At 35.5% G+C, this 18,692-nt stretch carries 16 protein-coding genes and 1 riboswitch; of the genes, 12 read left to right on the top strand and 4 right to left on the bottom strand.

The annotated features are described in order from the left end of the window. Positions 1 to 277: 277 nt before the first annotated feature. Complete coding sequence (locus tag CW751_RS13650) at positions 278 to 622, bottom strand: hypothetical protein (RefSeq protein ID WP_101335591.1); 345 nt, start codon at positions 620 to 622, stop codon at positions 278 to 280. Between the two features lie 106 nt (positions 623 to 728). On the opposite strand from CW751_RS13650, the gene CW751_RS13645 reads away from it, so the two are divergent. From CW751_RS13645 to CW751_RS13625, 5 genes are all read left to right on the top strand, one after another. Further along, positions 729 to 3,527, top strand: coding sequence for a CocE/NonD family hydrolase (locus CW751_RS13645; RefSeq protein ID WP_165779312.1), 2,799 nt, complete (start codon positions 729 to 731; stop codon positions 3,525 to 3,527). Between the two features lie 73 nt (positions 3,528 to 3,600). Then, a riboswitch (SAM riboswitch) is annotated at positions 3,601 to 3,707 on the top strand. 115 nt (positions 3,708 to 3,822) lie between these two features. Next, positions 3,823 to 4,830 (top strand): homocysteine S-methyltransferase family protein, encoded by a 1,008-nt coding sequence (locus CW751_RS15740; protein WP_101335589.1) that lies wholly within the window; start codon positions 3,823 to 3,825, stop codon positions 4,828 to 4,830. Positions 4,831 to 4,908: 78 nt separating this feature from the next. Next, positions 4,909 to 7,596, top strand: a complete 2,688-nt coding sequence (metH, locus tag CW751_RS13635; RefSeq protein ID WP_101335588.1) for a methionine synthase — start codon at positions 4,909 to 4,911, stop codon at positions 7,594 to 7,596. Positions 7,597 to 7,964: 368 nt separating this feature from the next. Next, on the top strand, positions 7,965 to 9,158 hold the full coding sequence (locus CW751_RS13630; protein ID WP_101335587.1) for an ATP-binding protein: 1,194 nt from the start codon (positions 7,965 to 7,967) through the stop codon (positions 9,156 to 9,158). A gap of 50 nt (positions 9,159 to 9,208) precedes the next feature. Further along, complete coding sequence (locus CW751_RS13625) at positions 9,209 to 9,556, top strand: Rieske (2Fe-2S) protein (RefSeq protein WP_101335586.1); 348 nt, start codon at positions 9,209 to 9,211, stop codon at positions 9,554 to 9,556. 8 nt (positions 9,557 to 9,564) lie between these two features. Here CW751_RS13625 and radA read toward each other — a convergent pair whose 3' ends face one another. Next, positions 9,565 to 10,929, bottom strand: coding sequence for a DNA repair protein RadA (radA, locus tag CW751_RS13620; RefSeq protein ID WP_101335585.1), 1,365 nt, complete (start codon positions 10,927 to 10,929; stop codon positions 9,565 to 9,567). 300 nt (positions 10,930 to 11,229) lie between these two features. Between radA and CW751_RS13615 the strand changes: the two genes are divergently transcribed. From CW751_RS13615 to CW751_RS13585, 7 genes are all read left to right on the top strand, one after another. Continuing rightward, positions 11,230 to 11,676, top strand: coding sequence for a single-stranded DNA-binding protein (locus CW751_RS13615; RefSeq protein ID WP_101335584.1), 447 nt, complete (start codon positions 11,230 to 11,232; stop codon positions 11,674 to 11,676). 98 nt (positions 11,677 to 11,774) lie between these two features. Continuing rightward, positions 11,775 to 12,020, top strand: a complete 246-nt coding sequence (locus CW751_RS13610; protein WP_101335583.1) for a hypothetical protein — start codon at positions 11,775 to 11,777, stop codon at positions 12,018 to 12,020. 30 nt (positions 12,021 to 12,050) lie between these two features. After that, positions 12,051 to 14,801, top strand: a complete 2,751-nt coding sequence (locus CW751_RS13605; RefSeq protein WP_101335582.1) for a T9SS type A sorting domain-containing protein — start codon at positions 12,051 to 12,053, stop codon at positions 14,799 to 14,801. 69 nt (positions 14,802 to 14,870) lie between these two features. Next, positions 14,871 to 15,650 carry a tRNA pseudouridine synthase A gene (locus CW751_RS13600; RefSeq protein WP_101335581.1) on the top strand — a complete coding sequence of 260 codons (780 nt, stop codon included), beginning with the start codon at positions 14,871 to 14,873 and terminating at the stop codon, positions 15,648 to 15,650. Positions 15,651 to 15,724: 74 nt separating this feature from the next. Further along, positions 15,725 to 16,345 carry a nicotinamide riboside transporter PnuC gene (gene pnuC, locus CW751_RS13595; RefSeq protein ID WP_133122228.1) on the top strand — a complete coding sequence of 207 codons (621 nt, stop codon included), beginning with the start codon at positions 15,725 to 15,727 and terminating at the stop codon, positions 16,343 to 16,345. After that, positions 16,320 to 16,847: an AAA family ATPase gene (locus CW751_RS13590; RefSeq protein WP_101335579.1), complete on the top strand. Its 528-nt coding sequence runs from the start codon at positions 16,320 to 16,322 to the stop codon at positions 16,845 to 16,847. The genes pnuC and CW751_RS13590 overlap by 26 nt, the downstream gene beginning before the upstream one ends. 107 nt (positions 16,848 to 16,954) lie before the next feature. Continuing rightward, positions 16,955 to 17,224 carry a hypothetical protein gene (locus CW751_RS13585; protein WP_101335578.1) on the top strand — a complete coding sequence of 90 codons (270 nt, stop codon included), beginning with the start codon at positions 16,955 to 16,957 and terminating at the stop codon, positions 17,222 to 17,224. A gap of 11 nt (positions 17,225 to 17,235) precedes the next feature. Here CW751_RS13585 and CW751_RS13580 read toward each other — a convergent pair whose 3' ends face one another. Next, entirely contained in the window at positions 17,236 to 17,586 is a 351-nt protein-coding gene (locus CW751_RS13580; RefSeq protein ID WP_101335577.1) for a MerR family transcriptional regulator, read from the bottom strand. Positions 17,587 to 17,685: 99 nt separating this feature from the next. Further along, positions 17,686 to 18,657 carry a M23 family metallopeptidase gene (locus CW751_RS13575; RefSeq protein ID WP_101335576.1) on the bottom strand — a complete coding sequence of 324 codons (972 nt, stop codon included), beginning with the start codon at positions 18,655 to 18,657 and terminating at the stop codon, positions 17,686 to 17,688. Between the last annotated feature and the right edge of the window lie 35 nt (positions 18,658 to 18,692).

Here is an 18,692-nt window from a genome sequence, read left to right as displayed (position 1 = left end):
AACGGTATGCAGGGTGGTGTGAGAGGACAGGTAGGGAATTAATCCCTATCTTCCTACTCGATTATTTTCTTTATCAAGAAGGCTTATGCCCTAAAATATATGCGCCAACAGATCTCGAAAAGAATAAGTCTATCAAAGCAAGTGTTCAAACGCACTAAAAATCATTAACAAATATTTAAGAAAGTATACACAATATTTATAAAAGAACTGAGTTTTAAAAGAAGTAGTTTAGTTTCATAAGTAGTAGTGTTAGTTAATTAGAGAGGTGAACGCCCGTTTACCTCTCTTTTTTATTTTTAGACGGAATAATTATCCAAATAGCAATTAATAGTGTTCCTATAAGTAACAAATACTTTGCATTTGGGATAGCTAATATATTTAAAGCATAACCAAAAATAATCATCATTATTGATGTCAATAATAATAGTGCGGTGCCATTAATGGTATTATTTTTTAGCATATATATAATGTGTAGTACAACTCCAGACCCACCTGTAAAAAGTGTAAGTAATGGAAAAATAGGGTTTTTTGCAATTAAGTCAGCACCAAAAGCTACGAGTATAAATGGAAAAACCATTGCAAGTAACGCAGCTAAAATCATATATGTTCCCCATTTTGCCATTTCGCAAAAGTAAGATATATTCTTAAAAACTTTTAATCAATCATATAATATGAATGGCTTTCTTAAAGTTTTGGGTTTTATAATTGATTTATCTAACTTAGTAACCATGAAGAAACACTACTATTTACTCCTATTATTTTTTATTTTACATGCTGTTGCTTTTACACAAATAATTCCCAACGGAACTATTGATAATATTGAAGAGTTATCTAAAGCCGACACCATTTATGTCCCGATGAGTGATGGAACACTTCTCGCAACCACCATCTCTACACCTGTTTTTCGTGATTCAATTATTACAGAACTAGAAATTGATGGAACAACCTATGCAATTCAAATTATTCCGAAAAACTCGCAATATATTATATATGACACAACAAATATATCACCCGAAAGCTATCAATTACCCATTATTTTTACACGTACACCTTATGATAGGTCAAGTGATGATCTTGGTGGACAAGTATTCCCTTTCCTTGGATATGCATTTGCTATTCAGGACATGAGGGGAAGGTACGAAAGCGAGGGAGTATATTTTCCAATGTACTCAGATGCATGGGCTAAGGAAATCTATCATCCTTCGATTTCAATTCCGATGGATGTAACCAATAATACAGACCCAAACCATGCATTAAAACACCATGATGGGAGTCAGGCAATAAAATATCTAGCTCATTCCGCAACCCGTATTTTTGATGTAAACTTAGATGGTGTACTTGATACAATTAATTACAGCAATGGTCAAATTGGGATGTTTGGTGCCTCTGCTTTGGGAAATTCGCAGTATCAGGCTTTATCAGATATGCCTTTCTCAGAAGCTAATCCTCTAAAATGTATTATGCCAATTGTAGCAACGAATGAACATTACAATACAACTTTGTTTCACAATGGTGTTTATAGAAACGCATTAGCCAATGGATGGATTAAAGGGCAAATGGCTGATGTAGACAATACTCAAAATGGCTCTGATGGTAGTATTTTTAATAATATTCACAGTCCTTCAGATTATGGTTATGCGGATAATATGGTATTGGCAAATGATCTAATAGATTGGTTTGTATCAAATGATTTGGGACCATCTCCCTCAGGAGCACATCCAACTTCAGCACTCAGAAAAGACCTTGATGCATCCATGGCTCCTGTTAATGCTCTAGGATATTCAGATGCAAATGAAACAATTTCTAGATATAAAAACCTAAATCAACCTGCATATCATTTAACAGGATGGTGGGATATTTTTATCAATGGTCAAATAGAAACATTTAATAGAATTCGTAAAGAAAACCCAAGTTTAAGTCAAAAACTGGTAATTGGACCTTGGACTCATCAAACCATTGGAACCAAAGAAGTAGGAGATATGGTTTATCCAGACAATGTTTACGATATTATGAATGTAGATTTGGACTTTGATCCTGACGCTCTCTTTACCCATCCAGAATTGGTGAATAATTTATATAAATCAGAACTGTTAAAATGGTTTAGGACCCATTTAGGCGGCGAACCATTCTTTATTATTCCAGAATCATCCGATTGGCAAGTAATTGGAAGTAATTCAGTCAGAATCCCTGCTGAAAATTATGTAATACCTTACTATAAATTCTTAAACTATTTAGCAGGAGAGTCCCAATTAAGTGATATTCCTATTGAAATAAATAATGGCTCATCAACATCAATAATTAATTTTAATTTGCCGATTATTGAGGTTCCATTAATAGCTTTAGCAGAACCGTTGACAGTTCCGGATATGAATCATTTTGAAAATGTAAAAGATGTTCGTATGTATATCTCAGGACCAGCTAATGACCCTGCAAATAGCAATGTTGGGAACTATTGGATTGCTTCTGATTCTTTGCCATTTAAGAAAGGTATCACTAACGATTACTATTACCTACATCAAGATCTAACTGCAGACGAAAGTATGCCAAATTCTCATGAAGGAACATTAAGTTATATTGCCGATCCACATAATCCTGTGATTACAGTTGGTGGCAATAATATGATTCCATCCGTTCCTGGAGGTAGTAAAAAATCTCAAGGTTCAATGGATTTATCAAATTCAAATTATAAAACCTTAACCATGGATAGGGCGGATGTTCTTGGGTTTATAACAGAACCTTTGGCAGACACATTGACTTATGTTGGATTTCCAAAAGCAGGAATTTATGCAAAAGGGCATACTACAACATATGCAACAGCCAAAACTGACTTTGATATTATGATTAGAATTCTTGATGTTTATCCTGATGGTAGAGAAATGCTAATTACGGAAGGTGTTGTTAATGCTAAATCTAGAGCGTATGCTAAATCTATTGTGCAAAATAACACCAATGAAACCATACTACTTTCCAATATTGATAATGATACCTACTATTATTTTGAGTTTAATTTACTGCCTTTAGGACATACATTTGGGAAAGACCATCAAATAAAGTTCTTGTTGAGTAGTTCAAACTATCCGAAATATCAAAGTAATCCACATTTACCCAATGCGGATCAAGAGTTTTTTAGATGGTCGCCTGGTGATACTGATCCTTACATTTACCAAGGACAAAGCTTAACACCTCAAAACTCGGAAATTACTTATGACTTTAATGATAATCATCCCAACTATATCATGCTTCCGAAGCTAGACACCTCGTTTTTTGCAGGGATGAATAAAGTACAAAAAATGTCCACAGAATTTAAGGTTTATCCTAATCCCACAAATGATATTGTTAATGTAATCTGGAATACTCCCATTGCAGGAAATATTCAAATCCATGATTTATCAGGTAAGCTAATGAAATCTATACACATTTCTATAGCCGAAACACAGCATAAAATTAATGTTGAAAATTTTAGACCAGGAGTTTATTTTATTAATATTCCTGAGTTCAATTCAACTCAAAAGCTAATTATTCAATAATAAAAATATTCTTCTGCTTTTCTATCTCTAAATTAGTTCTTACATTTGAGCAGTTCTTTTATTAAAAATAACAAGCTTATAAAGAAAGGTGGAGGGACAGGCCCTTTGAAACCTTGGCAACCTTTTAAATTATTAATTCCGGTGCCAAATCCTTCCCGTATAAATCGGGATTGATAAGTCTATAGAAACTCGTTAAATCGAGCCCATTTCTCCAAACCCTTTTTATTCGCAGTGCACAATTCATCCAATTCACTTTGGAGAATGATAATTTATTCACGAATAAATAAAATAGAAAATGGCTAAAGAAGATATACGAGAAATAGTTAAAGAAAGAATCTTGGTGCTAGACGGCGCAATGGGAACAATGATTCAGCAATATAAATTGGAAGAAGAAGATTTTCGAAAAGGAGGTTTTGAAGACCACCATAAATCTTTGAAAGGAAATAACGATTTATTGTCACTCACTCAACCCGAAATCATCCAAGAGATTCACCGAAAATATTATGCCGCAGGAGCCGATATTTGCGAAACAAATACATTTTCTGGAACAACCATTGCACAAGCCGACTACGATTTAGAAAGTGCAGTTTATGACATTAATTATCAATCGGCAAAGTTAGCCAAAGAAGTAGCCGATGAATTTACAGCAAAAGAGCCGAATAAACCAAGATATGTTGCTGGAGCAATTGGTCCTACCAACAGAACAGCATCCATTTCTCCCGATGTAAACGATCCTGCTTTTCGTGCAATCTCCTTCGATGAATTGGTAGAAGCCTATAGTTTACAAGTAAAAGCGCTCATCGAGGGTGGAGTTGATCTACTTTTGGTAGAAACAATTTTTGACACTTTGAATGCAAAAGCAGCCTTATACGCCATTGATGTAATTCAAGAAGAGCTCAAAACCGATTTACCCATTATGATTTCGGGAACAATTACAGACGCTTCTGGAAGAACTTTAACCGGACAAACCACTGAAGCCTTTTTAATTTCGATTTCTCATTTGCCCGTTTTTAGTGTTGGATTAAATTGTGCTTTAGGTGCAACAGAATTGAGACAATATCTAAAAATAATGGACGAAAAAGCACCGTTTTTTGTTTCAGCACATCCCAACGCAGGTTTACCCAATGAATTTGGAGAATACGACGAAACACCCGAAATAATGGGTGAACAAATTGAAGAATTTCTCAAAGAAGGACTTGTAAATATCATCGGCGGATGTTGCGGAACAACTCCTGAGCATATTGAAGTTATTGCTGAATTAGTGAAGAAATATGAAGTGAGAAAAATTAAAGAAATGGCGTAGGTTAAACAGTCCTCCCCCTTAGTCCCTCTCCAAAGGGTGAAGTAAAAAAAGCTGTGAACATGATATAACAATAAGACAATGAGCAATAAAAATATACTTCCACCATTAAAACTATCAGGACTTGAGCCGTTAATCGTTACTTCAGAATCTAACTTTATTAATGTTGGAGAAAGAACCAACGTAACGGGTTCCAAGAAATTCTTGCGTTTAATCAAAGAAGATAAATACGAAGAAGCATTAGAAGTGGCACTCGACCAAGTAGAAGGTGGCGCACAAATCATCGATGTGAACATGGATGAAGGAATGATCGATGGAAAAGAAGCCATGGTCAAATTCTTAAACCTCATTGCTTCGGAACCTGATATTGCTCGTGTTCCGATTATGGTCGATTCTTCCAAATGGGAAATTATTGAAGCAGGCTTAAAATGTGTTCAAGGAAAAGGTGTTGTCAATTCTATTTCTTTAAAAGATGGAGAAGAATTATTTAAAGAAAGAGCGAAAACCATCAGAAGATTGGGAGCGGCTGTAATTGTAATGGCTTTTGACGAAGACGGTCAGGCAGACAATTACGAACGCAGAATTGAAATTTGTAAACGTTCTTACGATATTTTAGTCGAGGAAGTTAATTTTCCACCGCAGGACATCATTTTTGATCCAAATATTTTCCCTGTAGCCACGGGAATGGAGGAACACCGCAATAACGCCTTAGACTTTTTCAATGCCACAGAATGGATACGTAAAAACCTTCCTGGTGCCAATGTTTCCGGCGGAGTTTCCAACGTTTCTTTTTCTTTTAGGGGAAATAATGCCGTTCGAGAAGCGATGCATTCTGCCTTTTTATATCATGCCATTCAAAGAGGAATGAACATGGGGATTGTTAATCCGGCTTTGCTAGGTGTATATGACGATATCGATAAAGAATTGCTCGAAAAAGTCGAAGATGTGCTTCTCAATAGAAGAGAAGACGCCACAGAAAGACTACTTGATTTCGCCGAAAACTTCACTGGAGAAAAGAAAGAAAAAGTCGTTGATTTGGCCTGGCGAAATCAGCCAGTAAAAGACCGATTAGCGCATGCTTTAGTGAAAGGAATTACCGAGTATATTGAGGAAGATACTGAAGAATGTCGCCACAATTATAAACGTCCGATTGAAGTCATCGAAGGTCCTTTGATGGATGGGATGAATATTGTTGGAGATTTATTTGGAAGCGGAAAAATGTTCTTACCACAAGTAGTGAAATCGGCACGGGTAATGAAAAAAGCAGTTGCTTATTTATTGCCTTATATCGAAGATGATAAGCAAGAAGGCGACAAACCCAATGGTAAAATTGTAATGGCTACCGTAAAAGGTGATGTACATGATATTGGGAAAAATATCGTGGGTGTTGTTTTGGGTTGTAATAATTACGATGTTATTGATTTAGGCGTAATGGTGCCAGCAGAAAAAATCATTCAAACCGCCATAGAAAACAATGCGGATGCCATTGGGTTAAGCGGATTAATTACGCCTTCTTTAGATGAAATGGTAACTGTTGCCAAAGAAATGGAACGTGCAGATATTGATATTCCTTTATTAATAGGTGGAGCAACAACTTCACGCGTGCATACCGCAGTAAAAATCGAACAGTTTTATACAAAGAATCAAACGGTACACATTTTAGATGCTTCTCGTTCGGTAACTGCTGTTGAGAGTTTATTAGGAAACAAACGCAACGAATTTGTGTCTAACATCAAAGAAGAATACAAAAAGCTACGTGAACATCACCTCAAAAGTAAATCGCGCAAAACATACATTCCTTTGGAAGAAGCAAGAGCTAATAAATTCCCAATTGAATGGAAACAAAGCGACATCAAGGTACCTAATCAACTTGGGGTTTTTAATTTTGAAGATTACAGTTTAGAAGAAATTTTAGAATACACCGACTGGACACCCTTTTTCCAAGCTTGGGAACTGGCAGGCAGATTTCCAAAAATATTAGAAGATGAAGTCGTTGGCGAATCGGCGACTAAACTTTATGAAGAAGCGCAAGAATTACTAAAAACCATCATTGAAGAAAAATGGTTAACCGCCAAAGGAGTTTACGGATTATTTCCGGCCAATTCCATCAACGATGACGACATAGAGATTTACACTGATGAATCGCGCACAGAAGTTTTGCATGTCCAACATTCGATGCGTTCGCAATTGAAAAAATCGAAAAAAGCACACAATTTGGCTTTAGCTGATTTTATTGCACCTAAAGAAAGCGGTATTAAAGATTACATCGGTGGATTTGTGGTTACTTCGGGTATTGGAATAGATGAACACATCAAGCGATTTAAAGATGATCATGATGATTACAACGCTATTATGCTACAAGCTTTAGCCGATCGTTTGGCAGAATCTTTTGCTGAATTGTTACACGCCCGAGTAAGAAAAGAGTTTTGGGGTTATTCACCAGATGAAGATTTAGACAACGAAGCATTAATCAGAGAGAAATACAAAGGAATTCGTCCTGCACCGGGTTATCCTGCCTGTCCAGATCACACGGAAAAACCAGGATTATTTAAAATCTTAAATGCCACAGAACACACCACTGTAGAATTGACCGAACACATGGCCATGTATCCAACAGCAGCAGTTGCGGGTTGGTATTTTGGACATCCCGAGGCAAAGTATTTTGGCGTTGGAAAGATAGCAAAAGATCAGGTGGAAAGTTTGGCGAAAAGAAAAGGAAAAAGTGTTGAAGAAATGGAGAAATGGTTGGCTTCTAATTTGAGTTATTAGAAGTTGAGATTAATTGCTTGTCCGGTTGTTTCCCTAAGATAATATTCTATTTGTGAAAAATTAAAAGATCCTTCGGAGTTTCACTCCATCAGGATGACAGCTAATATAAGAGGAGTCTATAAAGTGGTTGTCATCCTGATGGTAAAAAACAAAAAACTTGTTTCTTGTTGTTTTCCGAAGGATCTTGTCAAGAAAATAATATTGATTTTTAGAACACTATTTATTGGATAAAGTAACGGATAAACATTTAAGATTATAATTATAGAAGAGCTTTTGTTGCTTTTGCACATCAAGAAGTGCATTATTTAACAAAATATGCATATCTTGATGTGCAACATTTAGTATATTTGCATAATAAGAAGTGCAAAATGGAAGAATTAATAACACAGTATCAGGCTTTAATACGTCAAAAGTTTCCAATATTTAGACGTTTTCTATTTGATGAAATACATTGGGAATCACGTTTAATTGGTATTAAAGGAGCACGAGGAACTGGAAAAACAACCTTATTACTCCAATGGTTGAAGGCGCAAAAACTTGCTCCCAACAAAGCCGTCTACATATCTTTGGATGATATTTATTTTTCTCAAAATGATTTAAAAACTCTTCTTGTTAATTTCCATGAAAAAGGTGGAGAGATAGTTATCCTTGATGAAGTACATAAATATCCGAATTGGTCTCAAGTCATTAAAAATATATATGATTTTTATCCCGAACTTAAAATTATTTTTACTGGTTCCTCGATTATTGACATCAGCAAACAAGAAGCAGATTTAAGCAGAAGAGCGGTAATTTATGAACTACCTGGGCTTTCGTATAGAGAGTTTCTTGCTATGCATTACGACATCAATCTACCAAAATTAAGCCTTGAAGAAATCGTCTCAAAAAACGACTCAATTTACTCTGTTTTCCCAAGTGAATTCAAACCCTTAGCTAATTTCAAAGAGTATTTGCAATTAGGCTATTATCCATTCCTATTAGAAGAACCACTTACAAGTCAATACAGGATGAATCAGCTCATTCGTACAGTGGTTGAATCCGATATGGCAGAATTAAAAGACTTTGACATTAGGAATGCTCATAAAATGCTGCAATTACTTTACGTAATTGCACAACAAGTTCCTTTTTCACCAAATATTTCAAAGCTCGCTGAACAAACGGGGATTCATAGAAACACCTTAAACAACTATTTATTCTTTCTTGAAAAAGCAAAGTTGATTTCACTCGTTTATACAGCTGGAAAAAGTACTTCCACACTTCAAAAGCCAGACAAAATCTACCTAAATAATACCGCCTTAATTCACACTTTAGCGGAAGATAAATCAAACATTGGAAATGTACGAGAAACTTTCTTTTATTCTCAGGTTAACCAGATTAATTCAATTGAGTTACCTAAAAAAGGAGACTTCTTCGTTGGAAATAAATACACCTTTGAAGTAGGTGGAAAAAACAAATCACAAAAGCAGATAAAAGAAATTGAAAATGCTTTTATTGTAAAAGATGATGTCGCATTCTCATCTGGAAATAACATACCTTTGTGGTTGTTTGGATTTTTGTATTAACATAAATTGCTTTTTGCTAACCTATCACTTTTTTCGTAACTTTCATTTCTATGTTCTCCGATAAAACCAAAAAATACCGATTAGCAGATTCTCGTGAAGCATTTCTACATGATTTTCCAGCCACCAATGAATTGGCTAAAAACTTTCCTTTCGGAGAGGTGCTTTTTGTAAAAAAAGAGAAAGAGATTTATGCATTCATCAATAAATGTCCACACCAAGGACAAAAAATGCAAGGATGTACGATTGAAAATGAGCGTGTAATGTGTCCTGTTCACAATTACAAATTCAGTACGGAAACAGGTCGTGGCCATGGATTGTATTTAGATTTTTATCCCTTGGAAGAAAACGAAGATGGCTTTTTCCTTTGTCGCACCTATTTTAGTTGGTTTGGAGAATGAGATTTATACTATCCAAATAATTCTCTCAACACTTCTTCAATCCTTGAACAACCCACAATTTCAATTTTAAAATCGGATTGTTTAATCCCTTTATTGTCTTTTGAAATTATGATTTTATCAAAGCCCAGTTTTTCTGCCTCAGAAATACGCTGATCTACGCGATTTACCGGACGAATTTCACCAGACAATCCTACTTCAGCTGAAAGACTAATGTTCTTTTTAATAGCGATATCGGCATTGGAAGATAAAATGGAAGCGACTACCGCTAAATCAATTCCGGGGTCACTCACTTTAATTCCTCCGGCAATGTTTAAGAACACGTCTTTTGCACCTAGCTTAAAACCACATCTTTTTTCCATTACAGCAAGCAACATATTTAAACGACGCAAATCAAATCCTGTGGCACTGCGCTGTGGTGTTCCATAAGCTGCTGTGCTCACTAGCGCCTGCACTTCAATCAACATCGGGCGCAAGCCTTCCAAAGTTGCTGCAATAGCACTTCCTGAAAGATCGTCTTGATTGTTAGAAATCAATATCTCTGATGGATTGTCCACTTGTCTTAATCCATTGCCAAGCATTTCGTAAATTCCGAGTTCGTTCGTAGAGCCAAAACGATTTTTTATGCTTCTTAATAAACGATACACATGATTTCTATCACCTTCAAATTGTAAAACTGTATCGACCATGTGCTCCAATACTTTTGGTCCAGCTAACGAACCTTCTTTGGTTATATGTCCTATTAAAAACACAGGAGTTTCAGTTTGTTTGGCAAAACGCAACAATTGAGCGGTGCATTCTCTAATTTGTGAAATACTCCCAGGTGAACTTTCGATATTTTCGCTGTGAATGGTTTGAATAGAGTCAATCACCAACATGGTAGGTTGCAAGTTTTCGGCATGTTTAAAAATGCTTTCCAATTGTGTTTCTGTCAACAAAAAACAATTCTCATTCAGTTCTCCAATTCTACTGGCGCGCATTTTTATTTGCTGATCACTTTCCTCACCCGAAACATATAAAATTTTGTGCTTCGTTTCTTGCATAGCCATCTGTAGCATCAAAGTGGATTTTCCAATTCCAGGTTCTCCACCGAATAAAGTCAACGAACCCGGCACCAAACCATCACCTAAAACGCGGTTCAATTCCCGGTCCACCATTTGTAAACGCTGTTGTGGAATTTCTTCTATTTCATGAATCGCCTGAGGTTTAGAGGTACGTTTACTGCTTTTAGAAAAGACGGTAACTTCCTTCTTTCCTTTTGTTATCACCTCTTCAACGAAGGTGTTCCATTCGCTACAAGAAGGACAGCGTCCTAACCATTTTGGTGCTTCATGCCCACAATTTTGACAGAAATATGCTGTTTTCACCTTTGCCATTGCCTAAGTTCGTTTTATTAACGTTTAAAATTACAATTTTTATTTATTTTAAACCATTATTAGTAACTTAACAGTCCTATTTATATCAAATATATTAGGGATGAATTTCTTTTTTTACAAAGCATCATATCCTGTAAAATGAAGAAAATTTAAATAAGCTATATTTTTAAGTCATTAGATTTATGATGATTAACAATTTCTTTATATTGAAGTGTATACCTGAACAAGTTTCTTTTTATTTGCGAATAATCATATATTTAGCCCTTAGGACAAACAATAATTAAAAAAAATTACAAACAAATGGCAACAGTATTTGAAACAAGATTGATTGGGAATATCGGAAAAGATGCAGTAGTTAGGAAAATGGATAGAGGTGTTATGGCGATAAACTTTCCCGTGGCACATAATAAGAACTGGAAGGATAAAAAAACTGGAGAATCAAGAACTAAAACCACATGGGTAAACTGTACGATTTGGAAAAAAGAAGGTACGAATATGCGTATTCTCGATTTTTTAAAAAGTGGAACCTTAGTAGAATTGCTAGGAACTCCTTATGCCAAAGCTTTCCATCAAGAAGATGGTAAAATCAAAACTGAAATAAGATTAAATGTTGCCAAGACAAATATTCTTAAAACAAATAAAAACACTCAAACTACTTTAAGTGAAAACCAAATCGACAATGATAATGACAATGATGACTTATATGGTGGTCTTGATGATTTCACGTTAAGTGAAAATGATTTTTAAAATTTGTTTCATAAGTCTAAATTGTAATTTAGTAGTCTTTTTTTTGCTATTAATCGAATTTGATTTATCTTCGTGTTAAATTAATAAAAATTAACACTATGAAAAAATCAATTTTATTATTAGGAACATTCGTATTATTATGTACCGCTTCATCTTTTGGGCAGACAGAAAAGTCTCAAGAACCAGTAACAAAAGAATCTAAAAAAGCTACAGAGTCCGAAATCCATAAAAAAGCGGTAAAAGCTGCTCCTATTGAAAAGCAAAAGCTAAAAACGGTTAAAATTGAAGGTACACGTGATAAAAAAAACATTACGCCAAGACCAGCAAATACACCAAAAAAATAATCTATACTACTCATTTTTAAACCCTTTATTATGAAAAAATATAATGTTTTGTCAGCAGCCATTCTGGTTGTTGTATTAATCATGTCGTCTTTTGTGCAAGGACAAAGTTGCGACACATTACGAAATTATAACCCAACTGATTCTTATTATGAATTTAGTTCTACAAATGGTTTGATGTTGGGGCAAGATGAATTGACGGCTGGTTCAGATACCTATCAAGTACAGGCATGGTCTGAACCATATACTGCTCCTACTTCGACGGAGGTTAGAGCTATTAGAGTAGCGCCGTGGAAGGTGCAAGATAATAGTGGTAATGGTTCAGTTACGTTTCACGTATATGCTGATAATGCAGGTGATCCTTCAGCCACAATTCTTGCCTCAGAAACTGTATTGTTTTCTGATATAACTGTTAATAGATGGAATACGATCTCTTTTACAAACCCACCAAGTGTAAATGGTAGTTTTCATGTTGGTTATGAATTAAATTACACTTCACCTGTGGATTCATTTGCGCTTTTAGGAACACAGCCTGCAACAAGCGTTACGAAATTTCAGTTGTCTGGGTCTGGGGCTTTAAATGACCAATGGTTAGATTTGTCTTCAGGATACTCGCTTAATACAGCGTTCCTAATGGATGTGTTATTATCAACTGGTACTGCGCCAACTGCAGATTATCAAGTTACAAACGCTGCGGCATGTGTTGGGGGTTCTTTTGGAGTAAATGCTGGTGTTTCAAGTGGGACAATTGATACTTATAATTGGTCCTTGACGGATAATCCATATACGCAAGATTATGTAAACTTTGATGGTGCTTCAGTAGATGTTATCTCACCTACAGTAGCCACTGGAAACCAACAAGCAATATATTTGATTACTTATGGTGCATGTGATTACGATATTGTTGGCTATCTAGTAGATGTCTATTCAGAAGTTACAGCTACAGTTGCAACAAGTAATTCATCATGTGGTGCTTCTGATGGAGAAATTAATATTACGGCAGCTGTTGGTGGAGATGGAACGTATAACTATTCCATTGATGGCGGTGTAACCACACAGTCAACAGGATTATTTTCGAATTTACCTGCTGGAACTTATGACGTAGAGGTATCTACGGATGGGGATGGTTGTGCGTATACAGAAACTGTTACAGTTGTTGACACGCCAGGAGAAACAATCACTGTGGGTGCTGGTGCATCTATTTGTGAAGGGGCTTCTGCAAGTCTAACAGCTTCAGGAAATGGTACAATTGAATGGTTTGATAACGGAACTTCAGTGAATACTGGAACATCTTACGCACCTTCACCAACAACTACAACAACTTATGACGTAACACTTACAGATGCGAATGGATGTACGGATACAGATCAAATTACTGTTACTGTAAATCCGCTCGAAGACGCTAGTTTTTCTTACGCTTCAAATACGATTTGTACTGCAGGAGGTATGGTTACACCAACGATTACAACAGCAGGTGGAACCTTTACGTATACAGGTTCGGGACTTGTTATTGACCCTTCAACTGGAGAGATTAATTCAAACACAAGTACTGCTGGTTCTTACGATGTTACGTACACAGTTACTGGAACGTGTGATGGAGCTGAAACAGAAACAATAACCATTACAAATAGTCCAGATGCTTCATTCTCTTACAATAATTCAACTTATTGTGGAAATGATGCTTCAGTAACACCAACGTTCTCTTCTGGAGCAAGTGCTGGAGTATTTTCATCTACAACAGGATTATCCATTTCATCAGGTACTGGAGAAATTGATTTCTCAAATAGTACTGCCGGAACATATACCGTTACTAATTCAATCGCGGCTTCAGGTTCTTGTCCTGCAGTTTCAGAGAGTTTTACGGTTACAATAAATGCTGCGCCAACAGTTGATGCAGGTTCTGATCAAGAAGTTTGTGAAGGAACTTCCATAACTTTGTCAGGAAATGGAGCGGATACTTACGTATGGGATAATGGAGTTACAGATGGTGCTTCTTTTACACCAGGAATTGGTACAACAATATACACAGTAACTGGTACAACTAGTGGATGTGAGAATACAGACCAAGTTGAGGTAGTTGTAAATGCTAATCCAACGATTAACGCTGGTGCAGATCAAGCGGTTTGTGAAGGTGACGATGTTACTTTAACGGCTGCTGTGTCAACAGGATCAGTAACATGGGATAATGGAATTACTGATGGCGTTGCTTTTACTCCATCAGCAACAACAACGTATACTGCCACAGTTGATAACAATGGATGTACAGCAACTGATGATGTGACAATTACGGTAAATGCATTGCCAACGGTAAGTGCTGGTGTTGACCAAAACACGTGTGTGAATTACGATCCTATTGCATTAAGCGGTACGCCATCAGGAGGAACTTTCTCAGGAACAGGTGTCAGTAATGATATGTTTGATCCTTCTGCTGCCGGAGAGGGAACACATGTTGTAACGTACACCTATACAGATGGCGATGGATGTAGCAATTCATCTACTATTGAAATTACTGTTGATGGATGTGCAAGTCTTGAGGATAACGAGTTAAATACACTAATTGTGTCGCCAAACCCTGCATCATCATTTATTGAAGTGCGAATTGAAGGTCAAAATATTATCAAGAACATTCAATTCATGTCGCTTGAAGGAAAAGTAGTTTCTTCAACAAACGCAGTTAATGCGAATGCAATCAAAATTGATGTATCTGCGGTTGCAAAAGGAACTTATCTTGTACAGTTGTCTACAGATAAAGGCAATTTAGTTAGAAAAGTAATAGTGCAATAAAATAAAAATTAGATTAAAAAGGAAGCAGTCTCCATGTGAGGCTGCTTTTTTTATATCTTCAAATTTTTTATGAAAACAAAGTTTTATTACTTAATAGAGATACAATATTTGGGCTTTCGATATCATGGATGGCAGAAACAACCGAATGTAATTACAGTGCAGGAAATGATTCTAAAGACTTTAAAATGGGTCTTATCTGAAACACAGGTTAAGGTATTAGCTTCAGGAAGGACAGATGCCAAAGTCTCTGTTAACCAAACTTATATTGAAGTTTTTACTGATCGGTCAATTCAAGATTTATCTTTTTTTTTAAAGGAGTTTAACTACAATTTACCCGCTGATATTAAAGCGCTTTCTATTGAGCCAACAGATGCGAAATTTAACATTATTCAATCCCCGAAAATCAAGGAGTATCATTATTATTTTGCCTTTGGTGAAAAATTTCATCCGTATTGTGCAGCTTTTATGTGTAATATTTTATCAGATCTTGATGTTGCATTAATGCAGAAGGCTGCTCAAATGTTTGTAGGTAAACGTGACTTTTATTCTTATGCGTTTCGGCCAACACCAACTACTCAAACTATGGGTGAAGTCATTTCTTGTGAAATAGTAAAAAACACTGAACTTACTGCTTCTTTTTTTCCAGAAGAGAGTTATGTGATGAAGGTGAAAGGTGTTGGGTTTAAACGAAATCAAATTCGATTGATGATGGGGATGCTAATCGAAATAGGAAAGCATGAGAAATCGTGGACCGAGTTTGTAAAAACCCTTGATGGTGCTAATCGGATTAAATTAACGTATAACGCACCTGCTTCTGGACTACAGCTCGTCTCTGTTGATTTTCTATAAATAGTACACAAACGAATGTTTTATTTGTAATATCAAGCTCATGCGGTTAATGAATATTGTTTATTTTAGCCAGCATGGAAATACTTGAAGAAATAAAACAGGGTTTAATAAATACGTCATTACTTGAGTGGACTGCTGTTATCATTGGTACTTTCTATGTTATACTAATTGCATTAAAAAATAGATGGGGTTGGTGTTTTGCAATGGTAAGCACATCAATATATATCTACCTATGTTATTATGCCAACTTGTTTATTGAATCAGGGCTACAGATTTTCTATTTTGTCATGGCAATCTACGGATGGGTTTCTTGGAATAAAACGACTTCGAAAACGCGAAATATTATAAAATGGCCAGTCAAATACCACTTGATAAACATTGGGATAAGTGCTTTAATTATGTTTGTTTTGGGTTATTTTATGGAGTTATATACCGATCAAGAAAGTCCATATTTGGATGCTTTTACCACTGTATTTAGTCTCGCAGCAACTTTTATGGCCGCACATAGGGTGTTAGAAAACTGGTTGTATTGGATTGCCATCGATGCAGCGCTCATTTTTCTTTATGCAGGACGTGGATTTTACCTCACAGGCTTCCATTATTTAATCTATACCATTATTGCAGTTTTTGCTTTCTTATCGTGGTATAAAATGTTTAAAAATCAAAAAAATGAAAATAGCATTCACAGGTCCTGAAAGTTCGGGGAAAACAAGTCTTTCAAAGGCTGTTGCTGAACATTTTGATGCCCAATGGTTTCCCGAATATGCCCGTGAGTACTTGTTGAACTCTGGTGGAGAATACGCTTACCATGATATTGATAAAATTGGTGTTGAGCAGCAAAAAATACGTGAATCTACAGAACTATCAGGAATTAAAATTTATGATACGGACAACATCGTATTGTATATTTGGTCCACTTTTAAGTATAATAAGGTGTCAGAAAATATAAAAGCCTTAGTACAAAACCAACATTTTACACACTATTTTCTTTGCAGTCCAGAAGGGATTCCATGGGAAGAAGATCCTTTAAGAGAAAGTCCAAATCAAAGAGCGGAATTGCTTGATTTGTATGTAGCTAAATTGCGTAATAAAAATGTTGATTTCACCATCTTAAAAGGAGGTTTCAAACAAAGAAAGCAAGAAGCGATTGCCATAATTGAAGAAATAAGTCTTTCGAAAGGTGGATTTTGTGTTTAATCTCACATTCTTACTTTATTTTCAGCATATTGTCTAATAAGAATGGAAAACACTTAAATAGGCGTTAATTATTCAAGAATAATAATCACTTTATGTATCTTTGTAATATGAAAAAGTGGATTCCTTATTTGGTTTTAGTCTTAATATTTGTTTTTCTTTTCACTGGGGAGGTTGATGCACAATGTTCTCAATGTAAATTGTTGGCGGAGCAGAGTGGAGACTCTATTGATGATAAGATATTGGATAACAATAACGGGAATAATATTAATTCAGCAATTTTGTATATCATGGCTGCACCGTATATTTTATTGGTATTGATCACATTTTTGTTTAGAAAGAAAATCAAAAAATTGTTTAACAAAACCTTTTCAAGTTAGAAAAATATGCCTTACTTAAGAGCAATTAGCTTTTTTCTTATCGCGTAAAGACGTTGAATAATTTCTTCTTTATCTTTTATTTCATCAGTACGTTCATTTAGTCGTTCATCATACGTTTTTAAAGCCTTTTTAGCACCTTCAAGTGTATGTCCTTCTATTTTTACTAAATGATAAATTTTTTGTATTTCCAAAATGCTTTCTGGTGAGAAAAGCCGATTTCCTTTTTTGTTTTTTTTAGGCTTTATACTGGCAAACTCCTTTTCCCAAAATCTAATTAATGAAGTGTTTACATCAAACATCTTGGAGACCTCACCAATCGAGTAATACAATTTTGTTAATTCGGAACGTTTGATTTCAATCATATCTTAGGTATATGCATTGTAAAAATCAATGCTTATTTATATGCTAAAGTACTAAAAATAAATATGTAAATGATCGGAATAATTATTCTGTTTTAAGAATTAATCCATGGATTTTAAGGCATTATTTGAAATCTCGACAATCTTTTCATATTGCTCTGGCGTTAAGTCAGAATGGAAATAATTGATAGGATTCACTTTATGTCCGTCCTTCTCTACCTCGTAATGTAAATGTGCACCAGTCGATTTCCCTGTGTTTCCAACTAGGCCGATTAAATCTCCTCTTTTAACAGTATCACCCACCTCTACTAGAAAAGAGCTTAAATGTGCATACCTTGTTTTATAACCAAACCCGTGATTGATAACAATTTCACGACCATAGCCCCAACTATTAACACGCGTAATTTCTACCACTCCATCTCCTGTGGCATAGATGTCTGTTCCAACTTTTGCAGTAAAGTCTGTTCCCCAGTGCATCTTTCGTGTTCCATAAACGGGGTCAATTCTCCAACCATATCCAGAGGCCATTCTTTTTAGCTCTTTATTATTTACAGGTTGTATTGCAGGTAAAGAAGCTAATCTTTTCTCGCGTTCTTTGGCAAGTTTGGCTAATTCTTTAAACGATAAACTTTGCGCATTTAACTTTCTTTCTAATTGATCCAATTTAGAAAATGTAGCTATTAATAATTCCGAATTTGACTTATTTTTGTAGCTTTTATACGCATCACTTCCACCAACTCCCATCAGTCGTAGCTCATCAGGGAATGAACTTGCTCCTAATGCTGTTCTGTATAAGTCTTCATCGCGCTGTTTTATACTTTCAGTAACTTGATCAACCAATTGCATTCTTTCCTGCACAATTGCAAATTCAGCCTTCAAGGTTTCTACTTCATTTTGTAATGCTTTTTCCTTTGGAGACTCAATGCGATAAGCAAAAACAAACCCAAGGATAATAGATAACGTTATTGTAGGTGCAATAAAGATAATACCGCGCAAAACTCTTTCGCCTACAGAACGCCTAACCTTTTCGTATGAAAGTGTTTTTGGATTATATCTAAACTTGGTTTTTGACATTATTTGTATTGTAAAACGTCGCAAAATTAGGTAAA

Source organism: Brumimicrobium salinarum (assembly GCF_002844555.1).
GTDB classification, from domain to species: domain Bacteria; phylum Bacteroidota; class Bacteroidia; order Flavobacteriales_D; family Crocinitomicaceae; genus Brumimicrobium; species Brumimicrobium salinarum.
Note: the sequence above shows the minus strand (reverse complement) of the source record. Positions and strands in the feature narration are given on the sequence as shown.

Excerpts from the sequence above, each read along its gene's own strand:
- CW751_RS13610 (WP_101335583.1), top strand. The coding sequence starts at position 11,775 with ATGAAAAAATCAATTTTATTATTAGGAACATTCGTATTATTATGTACC.
- CW751_RS15740 (WP_101335589.1), top strand. The coding sequence starts at position 3,823 with ATGGCTAAAGAAGATATACGAGAAATAGTTAAAGAAAGAATCTTGGTG.
- CW751_RS13605 (WP_101335582.1), top strand. The coding sequence starts at position 12,051 with ATGAAAAAATATAATGTTTTGTCAGCAGCCATTCTGGTTGTTGTATTA.
- CW751_RS13580 (WP_101335577.1), bottom strand. The coding sequence starts at position 17,586 with ATGATTGAAATCAAACGTTCCGAATTAACAAAATTGTATTACTCGATT.
- CW751_RS13630 (WP_101335587.1), top strand. The coding sequence starts at position 7,965 with ATGGAAGAATTAATAACACAGTATCAGGCTTTAATACGTCAAAAGTTT.
- CW751_RS13625 (WP_101335586.1), top strand. The coding sequence starts at position 9,209 with ATGTTCTCCGATAAAACCAAAAAATACCGATTAGCAGATTCTCGTGAA.
- CW751_RS13615 (WP_101335584.1), top strand. The coding sequence starts at position 11,230 with ATGGCAACAGTATTTGAAACAAGATTGATTGGGAATATCGGAAAAGAT.
- CW751_RS13600 (WP_101335581.1), top strand. The coding sequence starts at position 14,871 with ATGAAAACAAAGTTTTATTACTTAATAGAGATACAATATTTGGGCTTT.
- CW751_RS13575 (WP_101335576.1), bottom strand. The coding sequence starts at position 18,657 with ATGTCAAAAACCAAGTTTAGATATAATCCAAAAACACTTTCATACGAA.
- CW751_RS13590 (WP_101335579.1), top strand. The coding sequence starts at position 16,320 with ATGAAAATAGCATTCACAGGTCCTGAAAGTTCGGGGAAAACAAGTCTT.
- pnuC (WP_133122228.1), top strand. The coding sequence starts at position 15,725 with ATGGAAATACTTGAAGAAATAAAACAGGGTTTAATAAATACGTCATTA.
- metH (WP_101335588.1), top strand. The coding sequence starts at position 4,909 with ATGAGCAATAAAAATATACTTCCACCATTAAAACTATCAGGACTTGAG.
- radA (WP_101335585.1), bottom strand. The coding sequence starts at position 10,929 with ATGGCAAAGGTGAAAACAGCATATTTCTGTCAAAATTGTGGGCATGAA.
- CW751_RS13645 (WP_165779312.1), top strand. The coding sequence starts at position 729 with ATGAAGAAACACTACTATTTACTCCTATTATTTTTTATTTTACATGCT.
- CW751_RS13585 (WP_101335578.1), top strand. The coding sequence starts at position 16,955 with ATGAAAAAGTGGATTCCTTATTTGGTTTTAGTCTTAATATTTGTTTTT.
- CW751_RS13650 (WP_101335591.1), bottom strand. The coding sequence starts at position 622 with ATGGCAAAATGGGGAACATATATGATTTTAGCTGCGTTACTTGCAATG.